The sequence below is a fragment of the Nonomuraea sp. NPDC049129 genome (genome assembly GCF_040648495.1).
In the GTDB taxonomy this organism is placed as follows: domain Bacteria; phylum Actinomycetota; class Actinomycetes; order Streptosporangiales; family Streptosporangiaceae; genus Nonomuraea.
Genome location: NZ_JBEZDU010000033.1, coordinates 82,366 through 107,725, shown reverse-complemented (window position 1 = coordinate 107,725; position 25,360 = coordinate 82,366). Strand labels below are relative to the sequence as shown.

At 69.1% G+C, this 25,360-nt stretch carries 25 protein-coding genes; 12 read left to right on the top strand and 13 right to left on the bottom strand.

Annotated features, from left to right (window positions below):
* The first annotated feature begins 73 nt into the window (after positions 1 to 73).
* Positions 74 to 1,027 (top strand): dihydrodipicolinate synthase family protein, encoded by a 954-nt coding sequence (locus AB0B64_RS53315; RefSeq protein WP_358200951.1) that lies wholly within the window; start codon positions 74 to 76, stop codon positions 1,025 to 1,027.
* 4 nt (positions 1,028 to 1,031) lie between these two features.
* On the opposite strand, the gene AB0B64_RS53310 is transcribed toward AB0B64_RS53315, so the two are convergent.
* Positions 1,032 to 1,916: an AraC family transcriptional regulator gene (locus tag AB0B64_RS53310; protein ID WP_357939304.1), complete on the bottom strand. Its 885-nt coding sequence runs from the start codon at positions 1,914 to 1,916 to the stop codon at positions 1,032 to 1,034.
* A gap of 148 nt (positions 1,917 to 2,064) precedes the next feature.
* On the opposite strand from AB0B64_RS53310, the gene AB0B64_RS53305 reads away from it, so the two are divergent.
* From AB0B64_RS53305 to AB0B64_RS53295, 3 genes are all read left to right on the top strand, one after another.
* Positions 2,065 to 3,384: a hypothetical protein gene (locus AB0B64_RS53305; RefSeq protein WP_357939302.1), complete on the top strand. Its 1,320-nt coding sequence runs from the start codon at positions 2,065 to 2,067 to the stop codon at positions 3,382 to 3,384.
* Positions 3,385 to 3,459: 75 nt separating this feature from the next.
* The gene (locus AB0B64_RS53300) at positions 3,460 to 4,023 is read left to right on the top strand and encodes a TetR family transcriptional regulator (RefSeq protein ID WP_358200936.1); all 564 of its coding nucleotides are present in this window, start codon (positions 3,460 to 3,462) and stop codon (positions 4,021 to 4,023) included.
* 88 nt (positions 4,024 to 4,111) lie between these two features.
* Positions 4,112 to 5,296: a cytochrome P450 gene (locus AB0B64_RS53295; RefSeq protein ID WP_357939298.1), complete on the top strand. Its 1,185-nt coding sequence runs from the start codon at positions 4,112 to 4,114 to the stop codon at positions 5,294 to 5,296.
* A 55-nt stretch (positions 5,297 to 5,351) separates the two neighbouring features.
* Here AB0B64_RS53295 and AB0B64_RS53290 read toward each other — a convergent pair whose 3' ends face one another.
* Positions 5,352 to 6,134 (bottom strand): DeoR/GlpR family DNA-binding transcription regulator, encoded by a 783-nt coding sequence (locus AB0B64_RS53290; protein ID WP_357939296.1) that lies wholly within the window; start codon positions 6,132 to 6,134, stop codon positions 5,352 to 5,354.
* Positions 6,135 to 6,284: 150 nt separating this feature from the next.
* On the opposite strand from AB0B64_RS53290, the gene AB0B64_RS53285 reads away from it, so the two are divergent.
* From AB0B64_RS53285 to AB0B64_RS53275, 3 genes are all read left to right on the top strand, one after another.
* Complete coding sequence (locus AB0B64_RS53285) at positions 6,285 to 7,199, top strand: patatin-like phospholipase family protein (RefSeq protein WP_357939294.1); 915 nt, start codon at positions 6,285 to 6,287, stop codon at positions 7,197 to 7,199.
* Between the two features lie 85 nt (positions 7,200 to 7,284).
* Complete coding sequence (locus AB0B64_RS53280) at positions 7,285 to 8,409, top strand: serine hydrolase domain-containing protein (protein WP_358200919.1); 1,125 nt, start codon at positions 7,285 to 7,287, stop codon at positions 8,407 to 8,409.
* Between the two features lie 142 nt (positions 8,410 to 8,551).
* Complete coding sequence (locus AB0B64_RS53275) at positions 8,552 to 9,322, top strand: sulfite exporter TauE/SafE family protein (RefSeq protein ID WP_357939290.1); 771 nt, start codon at positions 8,552 to 8,554, stop codon at positions 9,320 to 9,322.
* 4 nt (positions 9,323 to 9,326) lie between these two features.
* Here AB0B64_RS53275 and AB0B64_RS53270 read toward each other — a convergent pair whose 3' ends face one another.
* The 7 genes from AB0B64_RS53270 to AB0B64_RS53240 form a co-directional block, all read right to left on the bottom strand.
* Positions 9,327 to 10,715, bottom strand: a complete 1,389-nt coding sequence (locus tag AB0B64_RS53270) for a lanthionine synthetase LanC family protein (RefSeq protein ID WP_358200908.1) — start codon at positions 10,713 to 10,715, stop codon at positions 9,327 to 9,329.
* Entirely contained in the window at positions 10,712 to 11,704 is a 993-nt protein-coding gene (locus AB0B64_RS53265) for a T3SS effector HopA1 family protein (protein WP_357939286.1), read from the bottom strand. Before AB0B64_RS53265 ends, AB0B64_RS53270 begins: the two co-directional genes overlap by 4 nt.
* Positions 11,697 to 12,908 carry a phosphotransferase gene (locus AB0B64_RS53260; protein WP_358200894.1) on the bottom strand — a complete coding sequence of 404 codons (1,212 nt, stop codon included), beginning with the start codon at positions 12,906 to 12,908 and terminating at the stop codon, positions 11,697 to 11,699. The genes AB0B64_RS53265 and AB0B64_RS53260 overlap by 8 nt, the downstream gene beginning before the upstream one ends.
* 3 nt (positions 12,909 to 12,911) lie before the next feature.
* Positions 12,912 to 13,178, bottom strand: coding sequence for a hypothetical protein (locus AB0B64_RS53255; RefSeq protein WP_357939282.1), 267 nt, complete (start codon positions 13,176 to 13,178; stop codon positions 12,912 to 12,914).
* A gap of 131 nt (positions 13,179 to 13,309) precedes the next feature.
* Positions 13,310 to 14,191 carry an alpha/beta hydrolase gene (locus AB0B64_RS53250; RefSeq protein ID WP_358200884.1) on the bottom strand — a complete coding sequence of 294 codons (882 nt, stop codon included), beginning with the start codon at positions 14,189 to 14,191 and terminating at the stop codon, positions 13,310 to 13,312.
* Positions 14,192 to 14,269: 78 nt separating this feature from the next.
* On the bottom strand, positions 14,270 to 14,899 hold the full coding sequence (locus tag AB0B64_RS53245; RefSeq protein WP_357939278.1) for a GNAT family N-acetyltransferase: 630 nt from the start codon (positions 14,897 to 14,899) through the stop codon (positions 14,270 to 14,272).
* A gap of 142 nt (positions 14,900 to 15,041) precedes the next feature.
* Positions 15,042 to 15,557 (bottom strand): hypothetical protein, encoded by a 516-nt coding sequence (locus tag AB0B64_RS53240; protein WP_357939276.1) that lies wholly within the window; start codon positions 15,555 to 15,557, stop codon positions 15,042 to 15,044.
* Between the two features lie 281 nt (positions 15,558 to 15,838).
* On the opposite strand from AB0B64_RS53240, the gene AB0B64_RS53235 reads away from it, so the two are divergent.
* From AB0B64_RS53235 to AB0B64_RS53225, 3 genes are all read left to right on the top strand, one after another.
* Positions 15,839 to 16,180 (top strand): hypothetical protein, encoded by a 342-nt coding sequence (locus AB0B64_RS53235; protein WP_358200864.1) that lies wholly within the window; start codon positions 15,839 to 15,841, stop codon positions 16,178 to 16,180.
* A gap of 595 nt (positions 16,181 to 16,775) precedes the next feature.
* On the top strand, positions 16,776 to 17,363 hold the full coding sequence (locus tag AB0B64_RS53230; protein WP_358200859.1) for a hypothetical protein: 588 nt from the start codon (positions 16,776 to 16,778) through the stop codon (positions 17,361 to 17,363).
* Between the two features lie 149 nt (positions 17,364 to 17,512).
* Positions 17,513 to 17,638, top strand: coding sequence for a hypothetical protein (locus AB0B64_RS53225; RefSeq protein WP_357939266.1), 126 nt, complete (start codon positions 17,513 to 17,515; stop codon positions 17,636 to 17,638).
* A gap of 478 nt (positions 17,639 to 18,116) precedes the next feature.
* Here the strand turns inward: AB0B64_RS53225 and AB0B64_RS53220 are convergent, their stop codons facing one another.
* Both AB0B64_RS53220 and AB0B64_RS53215 read right to left on the bottom strand, forming a co-directional pair.
* Positions 18,117 to 18,494: a hypothetical protein gene (locus AB0B64_RS53220; protein ID WP_357939264.1), complete on the bottom strand. Its 378-nt coding sequence runs from the start codon at positions 18,492 to 18,494 to the stop codon at positions 18,117 to 18,119.
* 410 nt (positions 18,495 to 18,904) lie between these two features.
* Positions 18,905 to 19,510, bottom strand: coding sequence for a TetR/AcrR family transcriptional regulator (locus AB0B64_RS53215; RefSeq protein WP_357939262.1), 606 nt, complete (start codon positions 19,508 to 19,510; stop codon positions 18,905 to 18,907).
* Between the two features lie 157 nt (positions 19,511 to 19,667).
* Between AB0B64_RS53215 and rph the strand changes: the two genes are divergently transcribed.
* On the top strand, positions 19,668 to 22,328 hold the full coding sequence (gene rph, locus AB0B64_RS53210; RefSeq protein WP_358200837.1) for a rifamycin-inactivating phosphotransferase: 2,661 nt from the start codon (positions 19,668 to 19,670) through the stop codon (positions 22,326 to 22,328).
* On the opposite strand, the gene AB0B64_RS53205 is transcribed toward rph, so the two are convergent.
* Positions 22,307 to 23,281: a YihY/virulence factor BrkB family protein gene (locus tag AB0B64_RS53205; RefSeq protein ID WP_357939258.1), complete on the bottom strand. Its 975-nt coding sequence runs from the start codon at positions 23,279 to 23,281 to the stop codon at positions 22,307 to 22,309. The two genes, rph and AB0B64_RS53205, sit on opposite strands and share 22 nt — an antisense overlap.
* 128 nt (positions 23,282 to 23,409) lie before the next feature.
* Here AB0B64_RS53205 and AB0B64_RS53200 point away from each other — a divergent pair, with 128 nt between their 5' ends.
* Positions 23,410 to 24,039 carry a helix-turn-helix domain-containing protein gene (locus AB0B64_RS53200; protein ID WP_357939255.1) on the top strand — a complete coding sequence of 210 codons (630 nt, stop codon included), beginning with the start codon at positions 23,410 to 23,412 and terminating at the stop codon, positions 24,037 to 24,039.
* On the opposite strand, the gene AB0B64_RS53195 is transcribed toward AB0B64_RS53200, so the two are convergent.
* Positions 24,027 to 25,343: a M28 family peptidase gene (locus tag AB0B64_RS53195; protein ID WP_357939253.1), complete on the bottom strand. Its 1,317-nt coding sequence runs from the start codon at positions 25,341 to 25,343 to the stop codon at positions 24,027 to 24,029. The genes AB0B64_RS53200 and AB0B64_RS53195 overlap by 13 nt on opposite strands.
* Positions 25,344 to 25,360: the final 17 nt, after the last annotated feature.

The window sequence follows — 25,360 nt, the reverse complement described above, 5'->3', positions numbered from 1 at the left end:
GCGTCGCACGACGACCGACCCCTGTCCGCATGGAGAAAGGCGCTTCGTGACCGACCGTCAAGGGACACTGATCATGAACGACGGCCGAACCCTGCTGCGCGGCGTGACCGCGCCCGTCGTCACGCCGATGGCGGCTCCCGGCCGCCCCGACCACCTTGCCGCCCCCGACCTGCTTCCCCGCCTGGCCGCCGCGGGCGTGCGCGGGCTGCTGCTGCTCGGCAGCAACGGAGAAGGTTCGCTGCTGCCCGCCTCGTCCATCGGCGCGTACGCCACGGCCGCCGCCCGCGCCTGGCGCTCCCTCGTCGCCGACGGCCCCGTGCTGGTCAACGTATCGGCGCAGGGCACGCTCGACGCGCGCGCCAAAGCCGAAGCGGCGCTGGCCGCCGAGCCGGACGCCTTCCTGCTCAGCCCGCCGGGCTACTTCAGGCACCGGGACGACGAGATCGTCGCGCATTTCGCCGCCCTGGCCGAGTACGGCGTGCCCGTCGTCGCCTACAACGCGCCCCGCTACGCCAACCCGCTCACCCCCACCCTGGTGGCGCGGGTCCTGCGGCTCGGCCACGTCATCGGGATCAAGGACAGCTCCGGGGACGCGGAGCTGTTCGCGAGCATCGTCGCCATCGCCCGCGAAGTGGGCGGCGTGGGCGTCACCCAAGGGGCGGAGGGCCGACTTGCCAGCGGGCTGCGTGCCGGAGCGGACGGGATCGCGCCGGGTCTGGCCAACTTCGCGCCGGGGCCGATGGCCGGGCTCGTCACGGCGTACGAGACGGGCAACGACGCCGCGCTCGACCATCTGCAGACGGTCGCCGACGGGCTCGCCGCTCTGCACGCCATCCGGCCGGGCGTACCGTCGGTGAAGGAGCTGCTGCGCCAGCGCGGGCTGTGCACCGAGCACGTGGCCCCGCCGCTGCTGCCATGCGACGCGGCCGAACGGGCCGCCATCCAGGTTTTCGCCGCCGACCAGGCCGAACATCTCATAGAAGCGGGGAGCGGCCGCGTACCTCCCGGGCACGGGCCGGAATACTAGGTCTTCAGGTGCGGAACCGGTTGCGGTAGGTGGTCGCGCTGAGTCCGAAGTACGCCTTGAAGCGGCGCGCGAAGTGGCTCTGGTCCGGCCAGCCCACCGCCCGGGCGATCGACGTCACCGGCTCCTCGGTGCGCAGCAGCATGTCGGCCGCGGTCTCGACGCGCAGCCGGCCCAGGTAGGCCATCGGCGGCAATCCGGTGACCGACTTGAACAGCCGCACGAGGTAGGCGGGGCTGAGCGCGACGGCCCCGGCCAGCTCGTTCAGCGTCCAGTCGTGGGCGAGATCCCCCTCCACCATGCCCACCACGCGCATGACGGTCGGATGGGTCGCCGCGCCGTCGGCCGCCGCCTCGTCCTGGCCGGTGTCGACGGTGCGGGACAGGTGCCCGAGGAACAGTGAGAGCCAGCCGATGACGTCGGCCCGGTGCCGCTGGATGCTGCGGTCGCGCAGCCCGTCGAGCGCCTCCAGGTAGCCGAGGCACGTACGCAGATCAAGATCCGCCAAATGGGTGGTCAGCAGGCCGCGCCGCTGTAACGAGTGCGGACCGGTCCAGAGCAGGTAGCCCAGCCGGGGGTCTTCGCGCGTCCACGACAGCTCGTTGCGGAGCAGGTCGGTGCCGATGCAGCAGTTGTACAGGACGAGCCGCGCGCAGTCCTCGTACCCGTGCCACACGCCTGGACGCAACAGGACGACGTCCCCGGCCTGCAGTTCCTGCCGCCCAGAGGAGGAAAGGTGTACGGCCGTGCCGGCGACCACGACGGCGATCTCCACGAAGCTGTGCGCGTGCACGGGCTCCTCACCGTCGTGCGTGTAGCGCCGCGCGTAGGCGGGAGAGCCGTCGGCGATGAAGAGCAGACCTCGGGACAACTTCAGGGGGGTGGCCGTCACAGCCGCCACCCTAGTCGTCGCATTGATGTCAATTTCATCCGACTAAGACGTGTTTAGTGCTATCTGAGGGCCTGCTCCGGATTCCATGATTTCTGCTGTCCCCTTCTCGAAATATGGGGGACATGTGCCGGTAAGAGAGGACACCCCCTTGTCCAGACTCGTGGCCATCCTTCTGCTACTCATCATCCCCCTCGCCGTCGCCACTCCGGCGCACGCCGACCCCGTCGACGACTCCGCCTACGGAACCCCGCTCGTCGCCGTCTCCGGAGCCGGTGTCATCTGGCACCCGACGACCGGCCTGAGCACGCTCAAGGCGCAGCCGGGCCTCACCGAGGTCGACTTCGCCGACGTCATGACCAGCGCCAACCACCCCATGCGTACCTGCGACAGCACCGAGGCCGCAGGACTGCCGATCAAGCCGGCCGCCACGGTCAGCTGGTGCTGGGACGGCGGTGACGCGAGCACCGAGACGTGGATCCCGCAGAGCCTCACCACCTCCGGCGACGCCGACGACGACGGCACCTGGGGGGCGTACAAGGCCATCCTCAGCGGCTGGAACTACTGCAACTCCAGCGAATGCGGCGCGAACCTCCGCAACAACGACGCCAGGGTCGCCTTCATCGACTACACCAACCCGTCGGCGCCGAAGTACCGCTGGGTCTACCTGGTCGCGCCGACGGACGGCACCACCGACCCGAACGTCACCAGCTACGCCAACAACACCTTCGGCCCCGCCAAGACGCACATGGGCGGCATGGCCTGGTACGGCGACAAGCTGTACGTCAGCGCGACGGGCGCCAACTCCACCGGCATCAGGGTGTTCAGCATGTCGGAGATCCTTCAGGTCAACGACGCGAGCTCGGCGATCGGCAAGACGAGCAGCGGGTACGCCGCGTACGGCTACCAGTACGTCATGCCGGAGGTCGGCTTCTACAGCTACGCCAGCGGCACGTGCACCATGAGCAGCGACACGGGCGTGCCGTGCTTCGCCTCCATCTCCCTGGACCGCAGCACCACCCCCGACTCCCTGACCGCCGTCGAGTACTTCAGCAACCCCGCCCTGCACGGCAGGGTCTACCGATACAACCTCGGCGGCGCGAACTTCCTGCTCAGCGCCAACGCCAGCGGCTACACCCCGGCGGCCCAGGCGTACCGCACCCAGGTCGGCAACATGCAGGGGGTGCTGTCCTGGAACGGCACCTGGTATGTGGCGCACAGCTGGCCGGACGAGGCAGGCGAGCTATGGGCCCTGAACACCTCCACCGGCAGATCCCACACCTGCGCCAACCCCTACAGCTCGGCCTATGAGTGCTGGGGGATGCATCCCGAGTCCCTCACCTACGACTACGCCACCGGCCTGGTCTGGTCGATGACCGAATGGACGAAGAACCAGTGCGCCACTGAGACAGCCACTCCGCTGAGCTGCGGCCGAGCCATCTTCGCCGTCCCCCGCACCGCCCTCCCCTAGCCCGCGGCCGGGAGCAGGGTGGGCCTCCATCCTGCCTCCCGGTGGGATGGACCAAGCCACCACTAGACTCGGCCCGTGTCGAGACGACAGGAGATCGCCGACGCGGCGATCAGGCTCCTCGCCGCGGAAGGCATGCGTGGTCTGACCCACCGCGCCGTCGACCGGGCGGCCGACCTGCCGGAAGGCTCGACCTCCTACTACTTCAGGACTCGGCAGGCGCTGCTCCAGGCGACGGTCGAGCGGCTCGCCGACCACACCGCCGCCGACCTGGCCGCGATGCAGGAGCGGGCGGAGTCAGCCGGCACCGGTCGAGACGGCCTGGTCGAGGCCGCAGCCTGGCTCATCGGGCAGTGGCTCAGCACGAGCCGCGACCGCCAGCTCGCCAGGTACGAGCTGTCCCTGGAGGCCACGCGGCGGCCCGAACTGCGCGCGGTGCTCGTGGCCGGCGGCACCCGCGTGCGGGCCCTGATCACCCGCCTGCTGGCCGACTCCGGCGTGCCCGACGCGGACCTGTGGGCCCGTGACCTCATCGCGTACGGCGACGGCCTGCTCCTCGACCACCTGCTCAGCGACCCAGGCGAGTTGCCCGACTTGCGGCCCAAGATCCGCGCGCTGCTCGCCACCGTCGGCGAGGGCTGACTGTACGACCACACCGCCTCAGAGACCGACGCACGCCGTCGATACTCTACAAATGTAGAGGATTCTCCAGTTGTTGAGGAGCGAGAGCGTGACCATTACCTTCCCCACGAGACGCCCATCCCCGTTCGACCCTCCGGAGAAGCTGCGCCGCTGGCGCGAGGAGGCGCCCATCCAGCCCATGCGCTACCCCGGTGGCCACGACGGCTGGCTGGTGACCGGCTACGCGGCCGCCCGGGCGGTGCTGGCCGATGCCCGGTTCAGCAGCCGCCTGGAGAAGCTGCGCTGGCCCGTCGCCTGGGAGGGGTTCGATCCGGCGAGCTTCGTCCAACCTCCCGGCTTCTTCATGCAACTGGACCCGCCCGACCACACCCGCTTCCGCCGTCAGCTCACCGCCCAGTTCACGGTGCGCAGGCTGAAGGCCCTGGAGCCGCGGATCAACCAGATCACCACCGAGGTGCTCGACGCTATGGAACGTGTCGGCGCGCCCGCCGATCTGGTACGCGAGTTCGCCCTGCCCGTCCCCTCCCTGGTGATCTGCGAGCTGCTGGGTGTGCCATACGCCGATCGCGAACGGTTCCAGCACGACTCCGCCACTGCCCTGCGCGACGGATCGACAAAGGAGGAGGTCGTCGGCGCGACGGCCTCCCTGTTCGGCTACCTGTACGAGCTCGCGGGGACGAAACAGGCGCACCCGGCGAACGACCTACTCACCAGCCTCGTCACCGACGGCGAACTGACGCAGGAGGAGATCGCCGGGGTCGGCCTGCTGCTCCTGGTGGCCGGCCACGAGACCACGGCAGCCATGCTTGGCCTGGGCGCGTACGTCCTCCTGGAGAACCCGGACCAGCTCGCCGCGCTGCGCGCGACCCCAGCCCGGACGGAGGGTGCGGTCGAGGAGTTGCTGCGGTACCTGTCGGTCGCCCACCTCGGGCCGATGCGGGCCGCGCTGGAGGACGTCGAGATCGCCGGCCGGACCATCAGGAAGGGCCAGGTGGTGACGTTGTCGATCCCAGCCGCCAACCGCGACCCCGAACGGTTCCCGGTTCCCGAGACCCTTGACGTCACCAGGCCCTCGTCGACCGGGCACCTGGCCTTCGGACACGGTATCCACCAGTGCCTGGGCCAACAGCTTGCCAGGCTCGAGATGCGGATCGCGTACTGGGCGCTGTTCGAGCGCTTCCCCGCTCTGCGGCTGGCGGCGCCGCGGGAGGAGGTGCCCATGCGTACGGACATGACCATCTACGGCGTGCACCGGCTCCCTGTCACCTGGTAGGGGCCTCTGTATCCGAACGGTGAGGTCGATCCGGTGGACGTCCGTGGACAGCGCACTAGCCGACCTGGGCGATGTCGACCCGGTGATGCCGGTCGCGGAGCCGTTGTACGGCCTCGGGCGGCGCGTGCGAATCGACCACGATGACGTCGAAGGCGTCGAGAGGAGCGACCCGGTGCAAGGCCACGCGGTCGAGCTTCGTGTGGTCGACCGCCAGGACGCACCGCGTGCCCGCGGCCAGCATGGCCCGCTTCACCAGCACGATCTCCTGCTCCTGGTGGAAGGCGTGCCGGTCGGAGATGGCCGAGGTGGAGACGACCACCGTGTCGGTGTTCATCGCCTCGACCGCGTCGACGCAGGCCACGCCCAGGAAGGAGTCGTGCGTCGGGTAGTACTCGCCGCCGAGCGCCATGAGCCGGATGCCCGGCATGGGGGCGAGGAGCCTGATCGCCTCCAGGAAGTTGGTCACGACGGTCAGGGGAGCCACCTCGTCGAGATGGCGCGCGACGGCCAGCGCGGTCGTGGAGTCGTCGATGATGACCGAGCTCCCCGGCTCGATCAGCCCTACCACATGCCGGGCGATCGCCTCCTTCTCCGCGGTCTGGGCGGTCTTGCGGTAGGCGATGTTGCTCTCGAAGATGCTGGAGGCCTGGGCACTCGCGCCACCGCGATACTTGCGCACCATGCCCTGGCTCTCCAGCTGGTCCAGGTCACGGTGGACGGTCATCACGCTCACGCCGAACGTCTCGGCGAGCTCCGTCATCGAGGCCGAGCCATGCCGCAGGACATGCTCCGCCATGGCCTGGCGCCTGCTGGCCCCACCGGCCGCGCGTGACTTCACCTACGGCACTCCCCATGCATCGGTGAGACCTCCACGAATCCTTCTAATCTCTCACACCACCGGCACCGCGAGGAGCGACGAGCCGGCTTGACTTCAACCTTGGTTGAGGTCCGAGGCTGTTCCCGTACCGATCCATTGGGGAGGGAAGTCATGAGCAGAACTTCGCGGGCTTTGGTCCTCGGCCCCGGAGGCGTCCCCGGGACGGCCTGGATGGCGGGCCTGGCCGCCGGGCTGCGGCACCGCGGAGTGGACCTCGCGGACGCGGACCTGATCGTCGGCACCTCAGCCGGGGCGATCGTCGGCGCCATGCTGGCGACCGGTCAGGACCTCGACCGGCTCGCCACCCGCACAGGTCCCGACCGCGACCCTCGGCAGGACCGGGACGGGCGCACCACCGCCTCGCCGACAGACCCGCAGACGCACCCGCGAACGGACCCGGCGCGGATGGCCGAGGTCTTCACCGTGCTCGGCGACCCCACCCTGGAACCGCAGGAGGCCCGGCGCCGGGTCGGCCGCATCGCCCTCGAGGCTCCCACCATGCTTGAGGCGGAACGCATCGCCCTGATGGAGTCCCTGATCACCGCGCGCCAATGGCCCGACCGGCGGCTGCTCATCACCGCCGTCGACGCTGAGAGCGGCGAGCCGAAGGTCTGGGACCGCGACAGCGGCGCGCCGCTGGTGGCCGCGGTGGCGGCCAGCTCCGCCGTACCGGGCGCCTACCCGCCCATCACGATCAACGGCCACCGGTACATGGACGGCGCCTTGGCAGGCGGCGCGAACGTCGCCCTGGCCGCCGGCGCCCGCGTTGTGCTGCTCGTCGAGCCGCTGGCGCACCTGTTCCCCCGCGAGCCACTCGACGGGCTCGGCGCGGACACGGCCGTGGCGGTCAGTCCCGATGCCCCCTCGCTGGAGGCGTTCGGTTCAGACCTGTCAGACGTGGCGTCCTGGCAACCAGCCTTCCACGCCGGAGTCTCGCAAGCCGAACACGAGGCCGAACGGCTGCGCGTAGCCTGGCCCGCCACCACACTGCCTGCGGAAACGGTGAGGAAACAGCCGTCGGCCTAGAAAGTCCTCGAACGTCAGCACGCTGGGAGCGTCTTGGCCCTGCCGAATGCTCCCCGCGCGCTCCCGCGAGGAGAGGACCATTGTTGTGAATAGTACGACCGCAGCTCGTACTGCCGGTCTGGCCTGCGTGATGCTGGCACTGAGCATCGCCGCACCCGCCACCGCCGCCGACCGACCGCGGACCGGGAACGTACAGGAGGCGTTGAACGCTCTCGCGAAGACCACCGGAGTGGTCGGCGCCATCGGCGAGGTGTACGTCGACGGCAAGCGCGTCGGCCAGGGCTCGGCCGGCTCCCGCCTCCTCGATGGCAAGGGCGGCAAGATCCCCGCCGGCTCCCGCTACCGTGTCGGTTCCCAGACCAAGCAGATGACGGCCACTGTGCTGCTGCAACTGGTCAGGGAGGGCAAGCTCGGCCTGGATGACAAACTCAGCGATGTCCTGCCGCAAGTGGCTCAGCAGGACCTGGTTGAGCGGGCCGATGAGATCACCGTACGACAGCTGATCCGGCACACCTCCGGCATCCCCGACTTCTTCGCATCCGAGCTGTTCGACGACTTCGACTTCACGACCTACCACCCTCCGGTCGAGCTGGTGAAGGCCACCCGCGGCCTGCCCCGGACGGGGGCGCCGGGGGAGAAGTTCTCCTACTCCAACACTAACTACATGCTCCTCGGCATGATCATCGAGAAGGTGACCGGCCACCCCCTGTCCGCCGAGCTCGCCCGGCGCGTCTTCGCCCCTGTCGGGATGAACCACACCTACCTGCCCACCAAGCCGCCCGCGGCCATCAAGGGCCCGCACGGGCATGGCTACTACCCCGGCCCCGATGGCAAGCTGCGCGACATGGACCGGCTCAACGCGAGTTACGGGTACGCGGCCGGCGGAGTGATCTCTACCGCACGTGACGTCAGCGCCTTCCAGCGCGCGTTCGTCCAGGGCAAGCTGCTGCCGGCGTCGTTGCAACGGGTGATCACCGACCCGCCGGAGGACGCGCCGCCCCAGCCTTCCCCCGGTGCCCGCCTGTGCGGGAGCGAGCCCGCACTGCAGGCGATCGGGGGCAGCGGGTCCGGCTTCGTGGCCACGACCTTCACCTCACCCGATGGCCGCCTGCAGCTCGCCGTGTCCGCCACGTTGAGCGTGAGCAACAGGGACTTCTCCCCAGCCGCCATCGACCAGGTGGCCAAGGCGGTCTTCTGCCCTGGGAAGTAGGCGCCTACCTGCCTCAGAGAGCGCCGATAGAGGCGGTGCGCGCCTGCATGCTTTGGTGAGCGGCGAAGCATTCGCCGCATAAGGTCATCCACATGGAAATCTTGACTGGCACCGGCGGCGATGCGGCGGCGGGACGCACGGCGTGACGCCGGGAGAGATGCTCGCGGTGTTCGTGGCCGGGGTCTGCGCCGGCACCATCAACACCGTGGTCGGCTCCGGGACACTGATCACCTTTCCCGTTCTGCTGGCCACGGGCCTACCGCCGGTCACCGCCACGGTCTCCAACGCGCTCGGCATGATCGCCGGCTCCATCAGCGGAGCCATCGGCTACCGGGCCGAACTCAGCGGTCAGAGCCGTCGCATCCTGAAGCTCAGCGTGGGTGCCATGCTGGGCGGGCTCGCGGGCGCCACGCTCCTGCTGACGCTGCCCGCCACGGCGTTCGAGACGATCGTGCCGGCTCTGGTCGGCCTCGCCCTCGTCCTGGTCGCGTTCCAGCCCTTGATCAGCAGGTACGTACGAAGCCGCCGCGAATCGCGCGGTAACCCCGGCAGCCGGGACGGCGGTCCGCTGCTGTACATCGGCCTCACGGTGGCCAGCGTCTACGGCGGCTACTTCGCCGCCGCCCAGGGCATCATCTACGTGTCCCTGATGGGCATGCTCCTCGACGAGACCCTGCATCGCCTCAATGCCATCAAGACCGTTCTGGTCGCCGTCGTGAACGCCGTCGCCGTGCTCTTCTTCCTGTTCGTCGCGGACTTCGACTGGACGGCCGTCATACTCATCGCGCTCGGGTCCGCTCTCGGCGGCCAGATCGGCGCCCGCGTGGGCCGCCGCTTCAGCCCCGCGGTGCTACGAACCCTGATCGTGGCGATCGGCACCGTCACCGTCGCCCGCCTGCTGCTGTGGCCGTGATCGGTCACCGGTCCCACCGAACCGGCAACAGCGCGGACGGGACCTGCGGCACGGCCAGCCGCAGGTAGAAGTAGCCGATCCCGGCAAGACCGAGCATCAGGTTCGGGGTCTCCGCGGTATGAGTCCCGCACGGCCAGCTCACACCGGTGCGCGCGTACCGCTCCAGACCGTGGTCGGCGACAAGCCGCGGGATGTCCATGCCGACGGCGTCGGCGCCGAGCCGTGGGATGACCGTGCCGACGGCGCCGAGGACCTCGCGGGCCTCCTCGAAGGGTTCCGCGTTGCCGGCGAGCCCGTGGCAGAGCGAGAAGTCGGCCCCGCCGCCGTTCGTCAGCGGGCGTGTCACCCGCTCCGTGGTGGCGAGTGCCGTCATCGCGTCATGCCGCCACCGCGCCTCGCCGAGCAGCTTGTACGCGTACAGCCGGGACAGCGCGATGCCCGGCGCGCCATGGCACCACAGGGTCACGAAGGTGCGGGCGCGGCGGTCGGCGGTGTTCTCCCGGAAGTCCGGCCAGTTGCCCTCCCCAACGTCCAGCCAGCGGTCCTCGTAACGCATCGCGTTGCGGGCCCCCGTCGCGAACATCTCCTCGCCGGTCAGCCGGTACGCCTCCAGAAAGGCCACGGCGACCCCCGCCGCCCCGTGCGAGAGGCCGGTGAGGTCGTGCTGGTTGCGCAGGCCGGGCGAGCGCCAGGACCAGCCGGTACGGGACTTCCTGGCGGATCTCCCCAACCAGAGGGCCGCCGTGACCGCCGCCTCGGCCATCCGCTCGTCGCCGGTGCACCGGTATGCAAGGGCGAATGCCGGAACGGACCCGGCCACTCCGGACATGAGGTCGTACTCCTGCTCCCCGCCGTCCGCCACCCCGGACATGAGGTCGCGCTCCTGTCCCCCGCCCTCTGCCGCGTCGGACATGAGGTCGCGCTCCTGCTCTCCGCACTCCGCCACCTCACTGAGCTGCTGGGCGAGGTCGTGGAGCAGGCCGCTCCCAGCGTCGACGAGCTCCGAGGAGTCGAGCAGTCGGCCGATGCGCAGCGCGGTCGCCGCCATTCCGGCCCAGCCGCTGTAGAAGCCCAGACGGGCGGCCGAGCTGACGTCGTCGCGCCTGGAGATCGCGTGCCGCATCGCCGCCAGCGCCGTCGGACGGAGCTCGTCCTGGCCGGTGGTCGCGGCCAGCTGGGCGAGGAACAACGCGACGCCACTGCTGCCCACGTACAGATTGGGGCCCAGCGCCCGATACGTCAGCGCACCGACTCGGTCCCGCAGGTCCACCGGCTCGGCACCGACCCAGTTGCAGCGCTCCCCCGACCAGACAGCCTCCTTCACGAGCCGCTCGCCGATCGCCACCGCGACCGTCAACTGCTCGGCCGCGGGCCCGCCAAGCGGCGCGGTCATGGGGCGAGAGCCAGGTCTGCGGGCGGGTCAGGGCTCAGGTGCGGGGCGTCCAGGTCGATCCCGGCGCGGGCGAAGCGTTCTTCGACGGCCGCCAGTCTGGCCGCGTCGTCCGTCCACCCCGATTCGTGCGACCGCACCAGTGCCTCCGCGAGCAGCCGGCAGCGGTGCTCCCCGAAGCTCTCCCCCGTTCCCGGATCTTCGGCGAACCCCAGGCCGGGCGCCAGCTCGGCGGTGAACACCGGTGTCCGAGGCGACAGGAACCCACCGATCTCGGCATGCAGCGCCAGCATCAGGTCGGCCAGCTCCGGGTAGTCGTCACGGGCCAGGTAGACCACCCCCGCGTCGCACCGGCTGAAGGCGCCGGGGTCGTTCAACACCTTGAGCTGGAAGGCCGCGCCCGCCGAGTTGAGCAGCCGCGTCGCGGCCCCGACGAACGGGACGGCACCGTCCGCGCGGAGGTTCCAGTACAACCGCACCACCCGGCCGCTCGGCCCGGTGTCCATCGGGCGGTCGGCGCGGGCCAGGTAGAAGCCCGGGGAGATCTCGAAGAGCTCCTTGGGCAGCCGCATCGCGGCCCGTTCACCGACGACCGGTACGCCCGACAGCTCGGTGGCGTGGACGGTCAGCTCCAGCCCGTTCTTGGCGACCATCACCCCGCGCTCGTCGATTCCGCGCACGTGCCAGCCGTCGTCCAGATATCCCTGCCCGCGGTTCGCCGCCGACAGCGCGGCCGCGAAGCCGCTACGGCTCGCGGACGACCCCTGGACATTCCAGCGCGGCGGCTCGGCCCGGCCGCGCCGGTAGAAGTCGCCGTACAACTGACCGGCCAGCCGGTGCACCAGATAGTCCCGGCTGGCACGCGGGCTGAGCACCCGGGCGGCGCGTGCGGTCAGCCGGGGCGACATTCGCCCGAACCAGGTGTAGCGCGTCGGCGGGTGAATACGCGTCGCGGCGACGGCCTCGGCCACCAACGCGCGGCTGTCACTCATCAGCCCCTCCTTGCAGGCTCACGCCGACCAGATCAGCTTCTCGCCGCAGGGGTACACCCAGTCGGCCAGGTTCGCCTCGCAAAGGCACACCGAGCAGATGCTCGACCGCTTCCTCCGGCCGTACCAGCACGTTCTCCGCCAGCTGGGCCAGGCACACCACGGTCGTGGAGACGCGGGCAGCACCCTGGGCCCGTTCGTACGCCGACTGCAGCAGGCGCGCCCCGGCGTAGCGGGCGCTGCGGATCAGCGCCGCGTCCGCCGTCGCGGCGTCCCACCCGCGCGCGCCGGCGTACGCCGCCCAGAACGCGCCCATCGCCGGCCGCATGCGCGTCAGCGGGTACTCGGCCAGCTCCAGATAGCGGTCGGGCAGCTCGCTGCCGGTCACCGGGATCGAGGCCAGCCAGCAGCCGAGGTAGGAGCCGAACACCGAACCGGCGTCCCAGCACGCGTCTCCCAGGTCTGCGAACTCCCAGTCGACGAGCGCCATCCGGGTACGCCGCCCCGACGCCCCGCCCGCGAGGACCAGGCAGTTGTCCCATTTGACGTCGTGGTGGACGAAGGCATCCTGACGCCAGCCGGTACGCAGTGCCGCGAGCGCCGCCCGGAGCTCCGGGGACGACTGCAGGATGCGGACGAGTTCGAGGCCCGCGTTGCTCATCTCGCGGTAGAACGCCGTTCCCGGACGGTCGATCCCGAGCACCCAGGGCAGCCGCCCGGGAAAGTCCGCCGGATTTCGCCGCGCCGCGTGAAAGGCGCGCTCGTGCAGGTCGGCGAGCGCGGTCCCGAGCCGGGTTCCGACGGTGGCCGGAAAACGGCGCGTACGAGAGTGGTACGAGGTGAGATCCGACGCGTCCGGCAGCGATTCCAGGATGAGCAGATCGCGGTCGGCGTCGAATCCACGGCAGCGCGGCAGTGCTCCCGTTATCCCCCCGCCGCTGGAAGGGCGCGGTAGTGAGTCGAGCAGAGAGTAGACCGCCGCCTCGTGCGCCAGCGATCCGCTCCCGGTCCAGCCGGTAGCCGACTGGACCGGATCGGAACGACCCTGCTTGACGAACAGCCCGACCGCCGGCTCAGCACTCACCAGGACGTTGTGATTGCGGCGGGACGCGTCGACGATGGTGAGACCACCGTCGACCACCGCCTCCGGGTGAACGTGCCGCCGATCCAGCAGGTACGTGGTGAGTTCCGGCAGAGCGAGAACCATCGGCTAGCACACGAACTCGCGGGTCGGGCAGAAGGAACCGGTCGGCGTGTCAGGGCAGCGGTTGGTGCAATCGGTCGTCGGGAATCGGCAGGTCGGGATGTGCTGGTTGATCGAACAGTCGATGCCCTGCGTCCCCGAGGCGCGGACGTAGGGGTCCCGGCGCACCGCGAACGGAGCGACGTCGGCCGAAGGCAGGTACCGGGCCGCGATGCCGCCCTGGAGAAAGGACGCTTGCGCCGTGACCGCGGTGACGCCGTACTGAATGCTCATGGTTGTTCTCCCCAAGGATGTGCGGCGAATGATGTCGTCGCATCCGTTTGTGAGGCGGCCCCCTGGAGATATGGCGTTCCACTACGTTCCAACCCGTTCCATGCCGCATGGCCGGGAACCCCGGGGTGAGATCAGCGGCCGGCGAGCTCGGCGAAGATGTCCACCAGCTCAGGCCGGTCGAACGGCCCGAAATGGGGCGCCGCGATGCTTCGCACGTCAGTCGGGTTGTCCGGAGTGAGGCGGTCGGCCTCGTTGATGAACCGGTCCTGCAGCGCCGGCGGAACCAGCCGGTCGAGGGTGAAGCGCACATAGGTACGGGGAATCCGGCCCCAGGTCTCCGCCTGGCCCCGGGCTTCGGCCATGGGAATGGTGGCGGTCTCGTCTGGTTCGAGCAGGTTGAGCAGCCGGCTCACACCTTCGTCGGTGAAGTCACCGGCAAGGGCCGCTTTGACGCCTTGGAACACCGCCGGGTCGGCCGAACGCCAGTTGAGCCGGCTCACCCCCAGGGCCGCCGGGTCGGCGACCATCGCCGCGGTCAATTGGGGGAACAGGCTCTCGCTGTTCTCCGGCGTTTCGAGATAGGCGGCCATGTTCGGCAGGTCGACGCAGCAGTACGCCGCGACATAGACCACCCGGTCGAGCAGATCGGGGATGGCGTTGCCGACCCTGCTCACGGTGACACCGCCCTGGTCGACGCCGGCGAGAATCACCGGCCCGTGGCGGCGGGCGCGGCGCACCACATCAGCGACCCGCTCGACATAGTCGTCAATGGTGATCTTGGCGAGCGGCGACGGCTCGGTCGCCAGCGCCTCAAGATCCTGCGGCGCCTGGTACCCACGGGGGAAGAACGCCTCGCCGCCGTGTCCCGGAAGGTCGACGGCCACGCTCCGGTGCCCGCGCAGGTTGAGTTCGGTGATCAGCCCGGATGCCAGGGCGGACGAGGAGTTGGTGCCGTGGACGAACACCAGGGTCGGCGGGCGCCGATCAACGTTGGCCGCTGCTTCGTCGTTCATCTGTTCTTCCCTCGTGGTTATTGGGTACCGCTGTGTTTGCTGGATGCCGCGAGTCGGCGGCGTTGTCGTACGTCGCCGTCAACGGCTGGGTGGGCGCCACATCGGCCACAGGAGCGGGCTGTCGGCCACGCGAAGCGGTTCGCCGAGATTCTCGAATCCGTACCGCAGATAGAGGGCACGGCTCCGGGGCGAACTCGCCTCCAGATAAGTGCCGAGCCCGTCGGCGTCCGCTCGTGCCAGCCGGTGCCGCAGCATCGCCGAGCCCAGCCCGGCCCCCCGCCGCTCGCCGACCACCCCTATGCACGGCAGGTAGAGGTGCGGTTCGTGAGCGGGGTGCCGCTCAGCCAGCGCCTCATCCAGAGCCCGCGCCCGCGCACTGCTCTCACTGAAGAGCATGTCCGGGCCCGTCTCTGGTGCATCCGGACGCCCCTCAGAGACCGGATGCTCCGCAGAGAGCGTCTGGCCCGCCGCCAACGTCAGCCACACCGACGCCCCCTCGCGACGGCCGATCAGGTATGCCTCCCCGGCGGGATGGCTGAGCAAGGAGCGGTAGAAGCGCGGCTGCAGCCGACCTCTCTCGCCCGCCTCAGGGAAGGCCCAGCAGGCGACGGGATCGTTCATGAACGCCACGGCGAGGACGTCCAACACCGCCTGATGGTCTTCGACATCCGCCCGCCGCACGGATGCGTACGCCGTATCAAGTGCCATGCGCACACGGTATCGATGCCGTCGGCTATACGCGCCCTATCCGGACATTTACCGAAAACAAGTGCACTAGTCCTACCAGGAATTGAACTAGTACACCTCCGACCTCACCACCAAGAGATCGGGAGCTCCAACCCGAACACAGTCAGGAGGATCCGCCTCCCAGCCCCTGAGGCCGCTCCCACACCTCACGGCCATTGCGCCAAAGCTCGGAAGCGTGCTGCGCGAGCCGGTCGAACAGGCCGTCGTCCTGATGGCGCCGCAGGTGCAGCATCGGTGAGTCGTGCCCCACCAGCTTGGACAGATGCGGGGTGACGAGCATCTCGGAGTCGAATCGGAAGACACTCATGGCGAGATGCTCATCGCCGTACCGGGCCTCCACCCCCGCGACGTCCCGCAGCCGCTCGATCTCGGACAGAGTGATCCGGATGCGGGTCGAAACGGTCAACGGGGCGCCCTCCGCCTCCTCACGGCGACGGGTCACGTCGCTGTCCGGGTCTCCGACCACGAACCAGATCTTGCATCCCTGCTGGGCTTTCCGCTCAAGGAGCGTTGCGAGGTTGGGGTGTTCGAGCCACAAGAAGTAGTTGGTGTAGTCGGCGAAGACGATCTCGTCGCCCGCGGAGTTGATCAGATTGCACCAGATCGACTTTGGACACACGGAGCGATACGGATAGACGGTCAGGACTTCGCGATCCGGCCCAGTCTTGAGGGTGTTGCGAAGGGCGTCTGGCCATAGCACGGATGTCTCAGCTCCTAGTGCCTCTCCGACGGACCACTGGCGTCGAAGGCGTGGAAGGCGAGTTCGTCCTGCAACCAGCGTCGGCCACGGTGCACCTCGGGGGACTGAGGACGTCGGGGACGTTTTGACGGTAACGCCGCAAGGTCCTGGACGTCTCGATAACGCGATGTGCATGACATGCCGCCTCTACCGTCCAGGACATGGACAGCCACGGGTCCGTACCCCCTACGCGACCGCCCGCCAGACCGGGCGTTGACGCCCCGAGCAGGTCTGCCGACGGCGAGGTTACTCGGCGTCGGCAGACCGACCACGGTCTCTCCTCGGCCCATCCAGACCTCCTGGAGTCTGAGCACCAGAACGCCCTGAACGACCACACCACACAGTGCGTCGCATACGGCGAGATCGTCAGCGGGATGCGCACCGCCAACGGCAAGGTGTACCTGTCCGAGCAGGCCGATCCCCGCGTGGATCGCGTCGCCTGCCCGCGAGCCGAACCACCACGGCGTCGCCACCTGCCCCAGGTCGAGCAGGCGGCACTCTGATGCTGGCGATCGAGCTTAAGAACTCCCCGGCCTGCCGCGTCGCCCCCGTCACGGTGCGCCGGGTGGGTGGCCCCGCGACTCATTGGCCCGCAGCCCAGATGGCGGCGGCCGGAGGGACGGCGCGGGGCGACCATCAAGACTTCTGGCACGCCGCCTGGTCCTCATGGCTCGTTGCCGGATGCGTCCCTGCCCGTTCCGGACCGGCAGGGGCTGGCCGAGTCCCGTATCCACCGCACGGGACCCCGGCCCTCGACCATAAGGAGAACGGTGCGAGCAGAAGATCCGCCGAAGCTGCCGCCAGAGCCACAGGAGTTCGGCTGTCCGCAGTGACCCACGTCCAGGCGGGAGTTGCGGTACCGGACGGGGGAGCTGACGTGACTCCCGCAGAGGCTGGCGCTTACTTCGATGGCCCGGCTCATGCGCAGTGGGCGTGCGGCCTGCTGTTGCGCGCCCGCCCCGGCTGGGAGGTATCGCGTGGAGCCGACCGGATCTGGCGGGCTCGACGCGGTGACTGGCCACCGGAACGTCCGCCGCTCGCCGATACGAACGTCGGACTGGTGAACGAGGCCATGTACATGGACGCGTTGGAGGCGGCATGACCACGACCGCCCTCCGGGTGCCGTATGTCATCGCCTACAGCGAGGAGACCGTCTCGCTCAACCTTGCTGTCATCCACGACGTCTGGGCGCTGAGCGGGCGTCGGCTGTCATATGCCGATCCGGCGGCGAGCGACTGGGTTATGGGCGTGCTGTGGGCCCGGCAGAAGTGCGCTCGGCGCGGGGAGGTCAACTACAAGGAGATGCACACGATCCGGCAGCGGGAATGCATGCTGCACCGGCTCTGCCAGGTGTGCGAGGACCCTGCGATGGATCCGGGCACCGGGCGCCTGTCCTGGGTGTTCCACGAGGAGCTACCCGCCACGTCCGGTCGCCTCAGCAAGCCTCCAACATGCCTGCGGTGCATCCCAGAGGCACGGACCGCCTGCCCTTATCTCCAGCGCGAAGCCCATGTCTATACCTCGCCCGACTACGAGCCGTGGGGCGTGAAGGGGCTCGTCTTCTCCGCCTCCGGCAGGCCGGCCTTCCAGGACGTCCCGCTGATCGATCTCTCCACGCTGGAGTTCACGTTTGCCAGGGCCCTGATCGTGCACGTATCGAACCTGCTGCCTGAGCGGACCTCATAGACAGCCCGGCCCTTGCCCCTCTGTCGACTCGACGGCAAGGGCCGGGCGACGACCCCGGCGGTCCGTCAAACCGCCGGGCGGGCGGCCCGCTCTCCGCCGGAGGGCCTCGACCGGGCCGCCCCACACCCCTCGCTCATGGAGAGATTTGAATGGATCTACAAGTGATGCTGACCGCGTTCGGTCTATCCGCCGGCGTCGTCATCATCGTGAGTGGCATGCTCGGCTGGAACTGGCTGAGCTGGGTGTGGGGGCATATCACGAGCCGAACGCGGTGACTCGTCATGAGTCTGGCGGAGGATCCGGCTCTGGGGTTGACCGCTCACGGCCGGCCGTGCCGCTTCGGGAGGTCACCGCAAGGGTCACGGCCCGTCATCAGGGCGGAAGAAAGAGCGGGTCACCGGCGGTCAACAATTCTGTTAATGCGGAAATGCGTAAGGGCTCGAATAATTGGGTTTCGCTGCCGACCAACTCCGGCGCCCCCCGGACGACAATGCGCTGCTCGCTTTCGACTGCCGAAGAACTGGACGTGGTCGAATCGGCCGAATGCCGGGGAGCGCGAGGGGCTGGCAAGCCCCTCGCCCGGGGGGCGAAGCCCCCGATAAGGGCGCCCGAGCGAAGCGAGGACCATGCTTTTGTGGGGGAGTGGGGGGCGCCGAGCCCCCCATTAAACACAGCCCGACCTCCCATAGCGCGAAGCGCCCAAAGGGGAGGTCCTTGCTTGTCAGGCCGGTTGACCATCGGGGTGGGGCAGCGCTATGTGCAATTGCTGACTGCTCTTTGCACCTGCTTCTCCTTTGCGCCGAAAGCCTTGAAATCGTTGCTGACGTCCAGCTTGCCGTCGACGATGCCCTGCAGCGTGGGCTGGTCGCCATACTTCATCATCGCGCCAACCATGCAGTCGAGGGTCGAAGCTGGGAGATCCTTAGTCTCCGGCGCCTTTTTCGTCATGGCGGCAATCAGTGCCGCCTTGTCGACGGACTTAGCGTCGGCGCTACCTGCGGTGTCGGCGCTACCTGCAGTCTCAGCGCTACCTGCGGTGTCGGCGCTACCCCCGCAGGCAGAAGCTGTCGAGACCAGGGCAGCGGTCGCAAGGACCATCATGGCGGAACGAGCGATATTCGAAATATCCATAAGGAACCTTCGGATCAGAGGGAGAACATCGATTAACCACTTTGGGCGCCCGACGCTCCGAACATATGGCAATGCTCGACCGGTCCTCGAACGCGCATTAGGCGCGGGAACGGTCACACCGAAGCCTTGCTCGGCGAAAAGGAGCTGCGGATGATCTTAATGCCTTGCGTTTATGGCAGCAACTTGCGCAGCCCGTTTCCTACCGCCGAAGTACTGGACGGGGTCGAATCGGCTAAATGCCGGGGAGCGCGAGGGGCTGGCAAGCCTCTCGCCCAGGGGCGAAGCCCCCAATAAGGGTGCCCGAGCGAAGCGAGGACCATGCTTTTGTGGGGGCATGGGGGGCGCTGAGCCCCCATAAAACACAGCCTGACTTCTATAGCGCGAAGCGCCCAAAGGGAAGGCCTTGCCTGTCAGGGGTGGTAGCCGATCTGCTGGAGTACGGCCGTGAGGTATGTCTTGACGTCGTCCGCGCTCGTCGAGTCCGGGTACGCGCCGAGGTGGTGCAATATCGCGCCGGTGAGCAGCTGCTGGATGATGTTCAGGTCCCTGTCCGGCGGCAGCTGGCCGTTGTCGCGGGCCCGGCTCAGTGTCGTGACCTCGGCCGAGGCGCGGCCGCCGCCGTAGGACTTGCGGTACGTCTGGAGCAGCTCGGGATAGTCGTCCACGGCGCCATAAAGCCTGCGGAGCATGCAGCGGTTTCGCGGCATGCTCAGATAGGTGGCCCAGTCGGTCAGCATCCGGTCGATGTCCGGCCAGTCGAGGACCTCCGACTCGGGGGCTTGGTGGACCGACTCGATGGCCTGGATCAGCAGTGAGGTCTTGTCGGGGAATCTCCGGTAGACGGTGGCCCGGGTCACGCCGGCCCGCTGGGCGACCTGCTCGATGCTGGTGAGCACGGCGCCCCGTTCGATCAGCAGGTCCAGTGCGGCGGCGAGGATGGCCGCGTCCACCTCCTGGCTGCGCGGCCGACCGGCCGGCCGCTGCGAGGTTCCGGTCATGTCGAAGGGGCGAGACACGACCGCATTCTAGCCGCGCGGCGCCGGACCGGCCCGAGCGGCGAGCCTGGGTGATCGAAGGGCATGGGGCCTCCTGCGGTTTGATTTCAATACAGTACTGTACTGTATTGGTAGTGGCTCGAAGCCCTTCACACGAGAGGGCAGATGGGATTCAGCGATGAGCGCCTACGTACTCGGCTTCCACGAGATCGACAAGACCCTGCTCCCCCAGGTCGGTGGGAAGGGCGCCAACCTCGGCGAGCTGTCCGGCATCGACGGCGTTCGCGTGCCGGACGGGTTCTGCGTGACCACTGCGGCGTATCGGGCAATCGTGGAGGGGGATCCCACGGTCAGCATGCTGATCGATGGGCTGGCCGGTCTGCGGGCCGACGACCGCCCGGCTATCGCCGCCGCCTGCGCCCGCCTTCGTGCGACGATCGAGGCGCTGGCCGTGCCCGATGAGATCGAGCGGGACATCATCACCCATCTGGCGGACCTCGGCGACGTCCCCTGTGCCGTACGGTCGAGCGCCACCGCCGAGGACCTGCCGTCGAGCTCCTTCGCCGGCCAGCAGGACACCTATCTGAACGTCCGCGGCCCCGAGTCGGTGGTCCACAACGTCAGGCGGTGCTGGGCGTCGCTGTTCACCGACCGGGCGGTGGCGTACCGCATCAGGAGCGGCTTCGACCACCGCGCGGTCCAGGTCTCGGTGGTCGTGCAGCGGATGGTCTTTCCCGAGGCGGCGGGCATCATGTTCACCGCCGACCCCGTCACGTCCAACCGGACGGTGGTCTCGATCGACGCGGGTTTCGGCCTGGGCGAGGCGCTGGTCTCCGGCCTGGTCAACGCCGACACCTACCGGGTCAAGGCGGGGCAGATCATCGACAAGGTGGTCTCCGTCCAGACGATGGAGCTGCGCGCCTCGGCGGACGGCGGCACGGAGGAGCGGCCGGTGGAGGCCGGGCGGCAGAACGCGCAGACCCTGGCCGACGAGCAGATCCTTCAGCTGGAGACCCTCGGGCGGCGGATCGAGGCCCACTTCGGCCGGCCGCAGGACGTCGAGTGGGGCCTGTCCGACGGTGTGTTCCACGTGCTGCAGAGCCGTCCCATCACCACGCTGTACCCGGTTCCGGCCTCGGACGACGGCAAGAACCACGTCTACATCTCGTACGGGCACCGCCAGATGATGACCGACGCGTTCACCCCGCTCGGCCTGTCGTTCTTCCTCCTGCTGGACGAGTGGCTCGGCCGCCCGAAGATGGCGGTGGCCGGGAACCGGTTCTACAAGGACATGTCCAACGAGCTCTCGTCGACGTGGGCCCGGCCGGTCACGATCAAGAGCCTCGGCCAGGTCGACGTGCTGATGGCCAACGCCCTGCGCACCGTGCTGAGCCGGAAGGACTTCGTCAAGTCGCTGGCCCACGGGAAGACGTCGGTGATGAACTTCGGCAAGGGCGGGCCCCTGCCGATGGCCCGCCAATACCTCAAGCTGTCCCGCGAGGACGACCCCAGCGTGGTCCCCGAGCTCATCGCTCAGAACGAGGAGTCGGTGGCCAGGCTCCGGGAGGCGATCGCCGGGAAGTCCGGTGACGACGTGTTCGCGTTCATCATCGAGGACCATCGCGAGCTGACCGACATCATGTTCGAGCCGCGGAGCGTGGCGGCGGCCTTCCTCGGCATCCAGTCGGTGAACTGGGTCAACAAGCACATGAACGCCTGGCTGGGCGTGAAGAACGCCGCCGACGCCGTCGGCCAGTCGGCCGACCACAACGTCGTGGCGGCGATGGGGCTCGACCTGCTCGACGTCTCCGACGTGGTACGGAGGTACCCGGCCGTCGTCGACTATTTCGCGGAAGGCGCGGGCGTGGGCGCGGGCAAGGGCGGACCCGAGCGCGACACGTTCTTCACCGGGCTCTCCGACCTCGACGGCGGCGACGTCGTGCGCCAGGCCATCGAGGAGTACCTGCACAAGTACGGCATGCACTGCCAGGGCGACATCGACATCACCAGGACGCGCTGGAGCGAGGACCCGACGCTGCTCGTCCCCCTCATCCTCGGCAACATCAAGAACTTCCCGCCCGGCGAGCGCGAGCGCCGCGTCGAGCAGGGGCGCGCGGACGCCGAGCGCTCGATGAACGACCTCCTGGACCAGCTGAGAAGCAAGGTGGGCGGCCGGAAGGCGAAGAAGGCGGCGCGGCAGATGAGCCTGGTGCGCCACTTCATCGGGTACCGGGAGTACTCCAAGCACGCGTGCCTGCAGCGCTACGGCCTGTACAAGCAGGCGCTGATGGGCGAGGCCAGGAAGCTGGTGGCGCAGGGCGTGATCAAGGAGCCGGAGGACGTCTACTTCCTGTCGCTGGAGGAGTTCAGGCAGGTGGTCAACAGCGGGCGGCTGGACTACGCGGTGATCACCGAGCGGCGGGAGGCGCACGAGACGTACCAGAAGCTGACCCCGCCGCGAGTGATCACCTCGGAGGGCGAGGTGATCAACGGCGAGTACGACGCGGGCGACCGGCCCGAGGGGGCGCTGGCGGGCATCCCGGTGTCGTCCGGCGTCGTGGAGGGCCGCGCGCGGGTCGTCCTGAGCATGGAGGACGCCGAGGTGGAGGAGGGCGACATCCTGGTCACGGTCTTCACCGACCCGAGCTGGTCGGCGCTGTTCGTCTCGGTGAAGGGCGTCGTCATGGAGGTCGGCGGGGTGATGACGCACGGCGCGGTGGTCGCGCGGGAGTACGGCCTGCCGTCGGTCGTCGGCGTGGAGGGCGCCACCCAGCGCATCAAGGACGGGCAGCTCATCCGGGTGAACGGCAGCGAGGGCTACGTGGAGCTGCTGTCCTGATCACGAGTACGGTCAATGTCCGCATCATCGATCTTCGTGGTGTCGCGTGGCTCGACGTACGGCTCCCGTCCAGGAGACTGACCGGCCTCGATGGCGCGTTCGCGGGCGAGCTCGGCGTCGAACTCCACGCCGAGCAGCACGGCGATGTTGGTGATCCACAGCCAGATCAGGAAGACGACGACACCGGCCAGCGCGGCGTAGGTCTTGCTGTAGGTGGCGAAGTTGGCCACGTAGAAGCCGAACGCGGCGGACGCGACGATCCACACCGTGACGGCCAGCAGGCTGCCGGGGGTGATCCACCGGAAGCCGGGGTGTACGACGTTGGGCGCCGCCCAGTACAGCAGAGCCAGCACGAACGTCACGACAAGGACCAGGATCGGCCACTTGGCGATGCCCCACACGGTCAGAGCGGTCTGACCGATGCCGAGGAGCCGGCCGGCCTGATCGGCGAGCCCGCCGGTGAACACGACGGCGACCGCGCCGGCCGCCATCAGGACCACCAGCACGGTGGTGATGGCCAGGCGCAGCGGCAGTGTCTTCCAGACGGGGCGGCCTTCCGGCATCTCGTACATGACGTTCGAGGCCCGCATGAAGGCCCCCACGTAGCCGGAGGCCGACCACAGGGCGATGGCGAGGCCGACCACGGTGGCGAGGCTCGCGGCGCGCGGGCTCTCCTGCAACGCCTGGAGCGCGGTGTCGATGATCTGCCGCGCGGGCCCCGGCGCCATCGCGCTCAGGTTGTCCACCAGCGGCTGCGTGGCCGACTGGCCGAACACGCCGAGCAGCGAGACGACCGCCAGCAGCGCCGGGAAGATCGACAGGACCGCGTAGTAAGTGAGCGCCGCCGCCCAGTCGGTGACCTTGTCGTCCCTGAACTCCTTGACGGTCCGCTTGAGCACTCCCCACCAGGAGCGCTTGGACAACTCCGCCGGCCCTTCGACTACCTGCGTCACGATCTTCCCGCCCTCAGCTGGTCGTGGCCTGGCGGCTACCCTCGCCCTCCATCCCTATGCCTGCGACCGCTATACGCACGCATAGTAGGCTTTCTCAGCAGGCAGCGAGCTATACAAAAGGTGGCAGCGTGACGATCGCACCCGACCCCGAAGACCTCACCGCCCGCGCCCGGATCCGCGACGCGGCGCTGCGGCACTTCGGCGAGCACGGGTTCGAGCGGGCCACGATCCGGGGCATCGCCGAGACCGCCGGTGTGTCCTCCGGGCTGGTACGCCACCACTTCGGCTCCAAAGAGGCGCTGCGCGACGCCTGCGACGAGCATCTGGCCAAGTTGATCCGCCGGATCAACGACCAGGTCCGGAGCGACCCCATGCCGAGTGACGTGAACTATATCGCCGTCGCCCGGACCCTCCTGGGGCCCTACCAAGCGTATGTGGGGCGGGCTCTGGCCGAGGGACGGGCCGAGGCGGTCTTCGACGAGCTCGTACGGCTGGGCGAGGAGTGGATCGAGGAGTACGACAGGACCCGGCCCGATCCCTCTCCGGTGCCCCGCAAGGCCCGGGCGGCGGCGGTCACCGCGATGGCGCTGTCGGTCACCGTCCTGCGCCACCACATGTCCCGGGCCATGGGTGTCGAGGTGCTGAGCCCGGAGGGGGACAAACTGCTCGCCAAGACCCTGATCGACATCTACTCGCATCCCATGCTCAGCCTGGAGGACGCCGCCAAGGCCCAGGCCGCCCTCGATCAGTCCCGCTGAGGCGCCGGGTAATCGCCGGGTGACCACCCGGCGGTCCCGGCCACGATGCGCACGGCCGCGCGGGCCAGCGGCTCCAGCCCCGCCACATCGATCTTGTCGAGAGTGTCGGCCGAGTCGAACAGGTACATCGGCGCCGACAGGAAGTGCACGAGCGGCACCCCTTCCGGATGGAAGAACGCCCCGTCGGTCGGCGGCATGGGCGAGAACACGTCGGGCGGCAGTACGAAGGACCGCCGCAGCCCCTCCTCCGCCAGCGTCTCGGCGACCAGCTTCTCCAGCCGCGGCACCCGGCTGGTGAACCACCACCTGACCTCGGGGTCCGCGGTGGGGACGAGCTCGCCGTCCACGGCCTCGCAGCGCAGCGCCGCGTGTTCGAGATGAACCTGAAGCACCACGTCGGCCAGCGCCGGGCGATGGCGCTCGATGAACGCCCTGGTGCCCGCCGCATGCGCCATGTGCCCGGATGTGAGCAGGAACATCAGGTTGTGCGGCCGCGCCGAGACGGGCACAGCGGCCCAGTGACGCGCGGCGGCCAGGACGAGCGCGATGCCCGAGGCGTCCTCGACGGCCGAGGCCCACGGCCCGTCGTGGTGGGAGCCGATGATGACCGTGTGGGGCGAGTTGCCAGGCAGCGTGGCGACCACGTTGTGCGTGGTCACCGTGTCGGTGACCGACTGGGCGACCAGCTCGCCCGTGCAGGGCAGCCGGTCCAGGAGCCGCCGGGCGTCGGCCCCGGACAGCCACAGACCGGGAATCGGCCGCTCGATCGCGTCATAGGGCACGTAGTAGTCGCGTGTCTCCCACGGCAGCCCGGTCAGCGCCCCGATGAAGCCCGCCGCGCCCGCCTCCAGCGCGGGCTCGACGACCTCCATCATCCGCGGTCCGAACGGGAGGGTCTGGACGAGCGTGTCGAAGACGCCCTCCGGGTCGTAGGACGACGTGGCCAGCGTGCTGACGTACGACTGCGGCAGCTCGGTGAAGGCCAATTCGTCCACCGCGATGTCGCCGGGCCGCGCGTCGGCGAGCGGCGCGATCCTGGCGCGCAGGCCGTCCGTCGGCAGGGTATGTGGGAGCGGGAACCCGGTCAGCTCCGTGCCGTCGTCGAGCCGCAGCACCCCGGTGCCGGGCTGCCATCGGGGCACCTCCACCGGCTCCAGCGAGACCTCCAGCCCGAACTCCGTCAGCCGCTCGGCCAGCCACCGCTCGGTCCACGCGTCCGCCGGATAGCCCGGCCGCCGGATGCCCCGGGACACGACGGTCTCGATCCAGCCGAGCATCTCGGCGGCGGAAGGCACGTGATCCATGGGCTGATCCAACCATT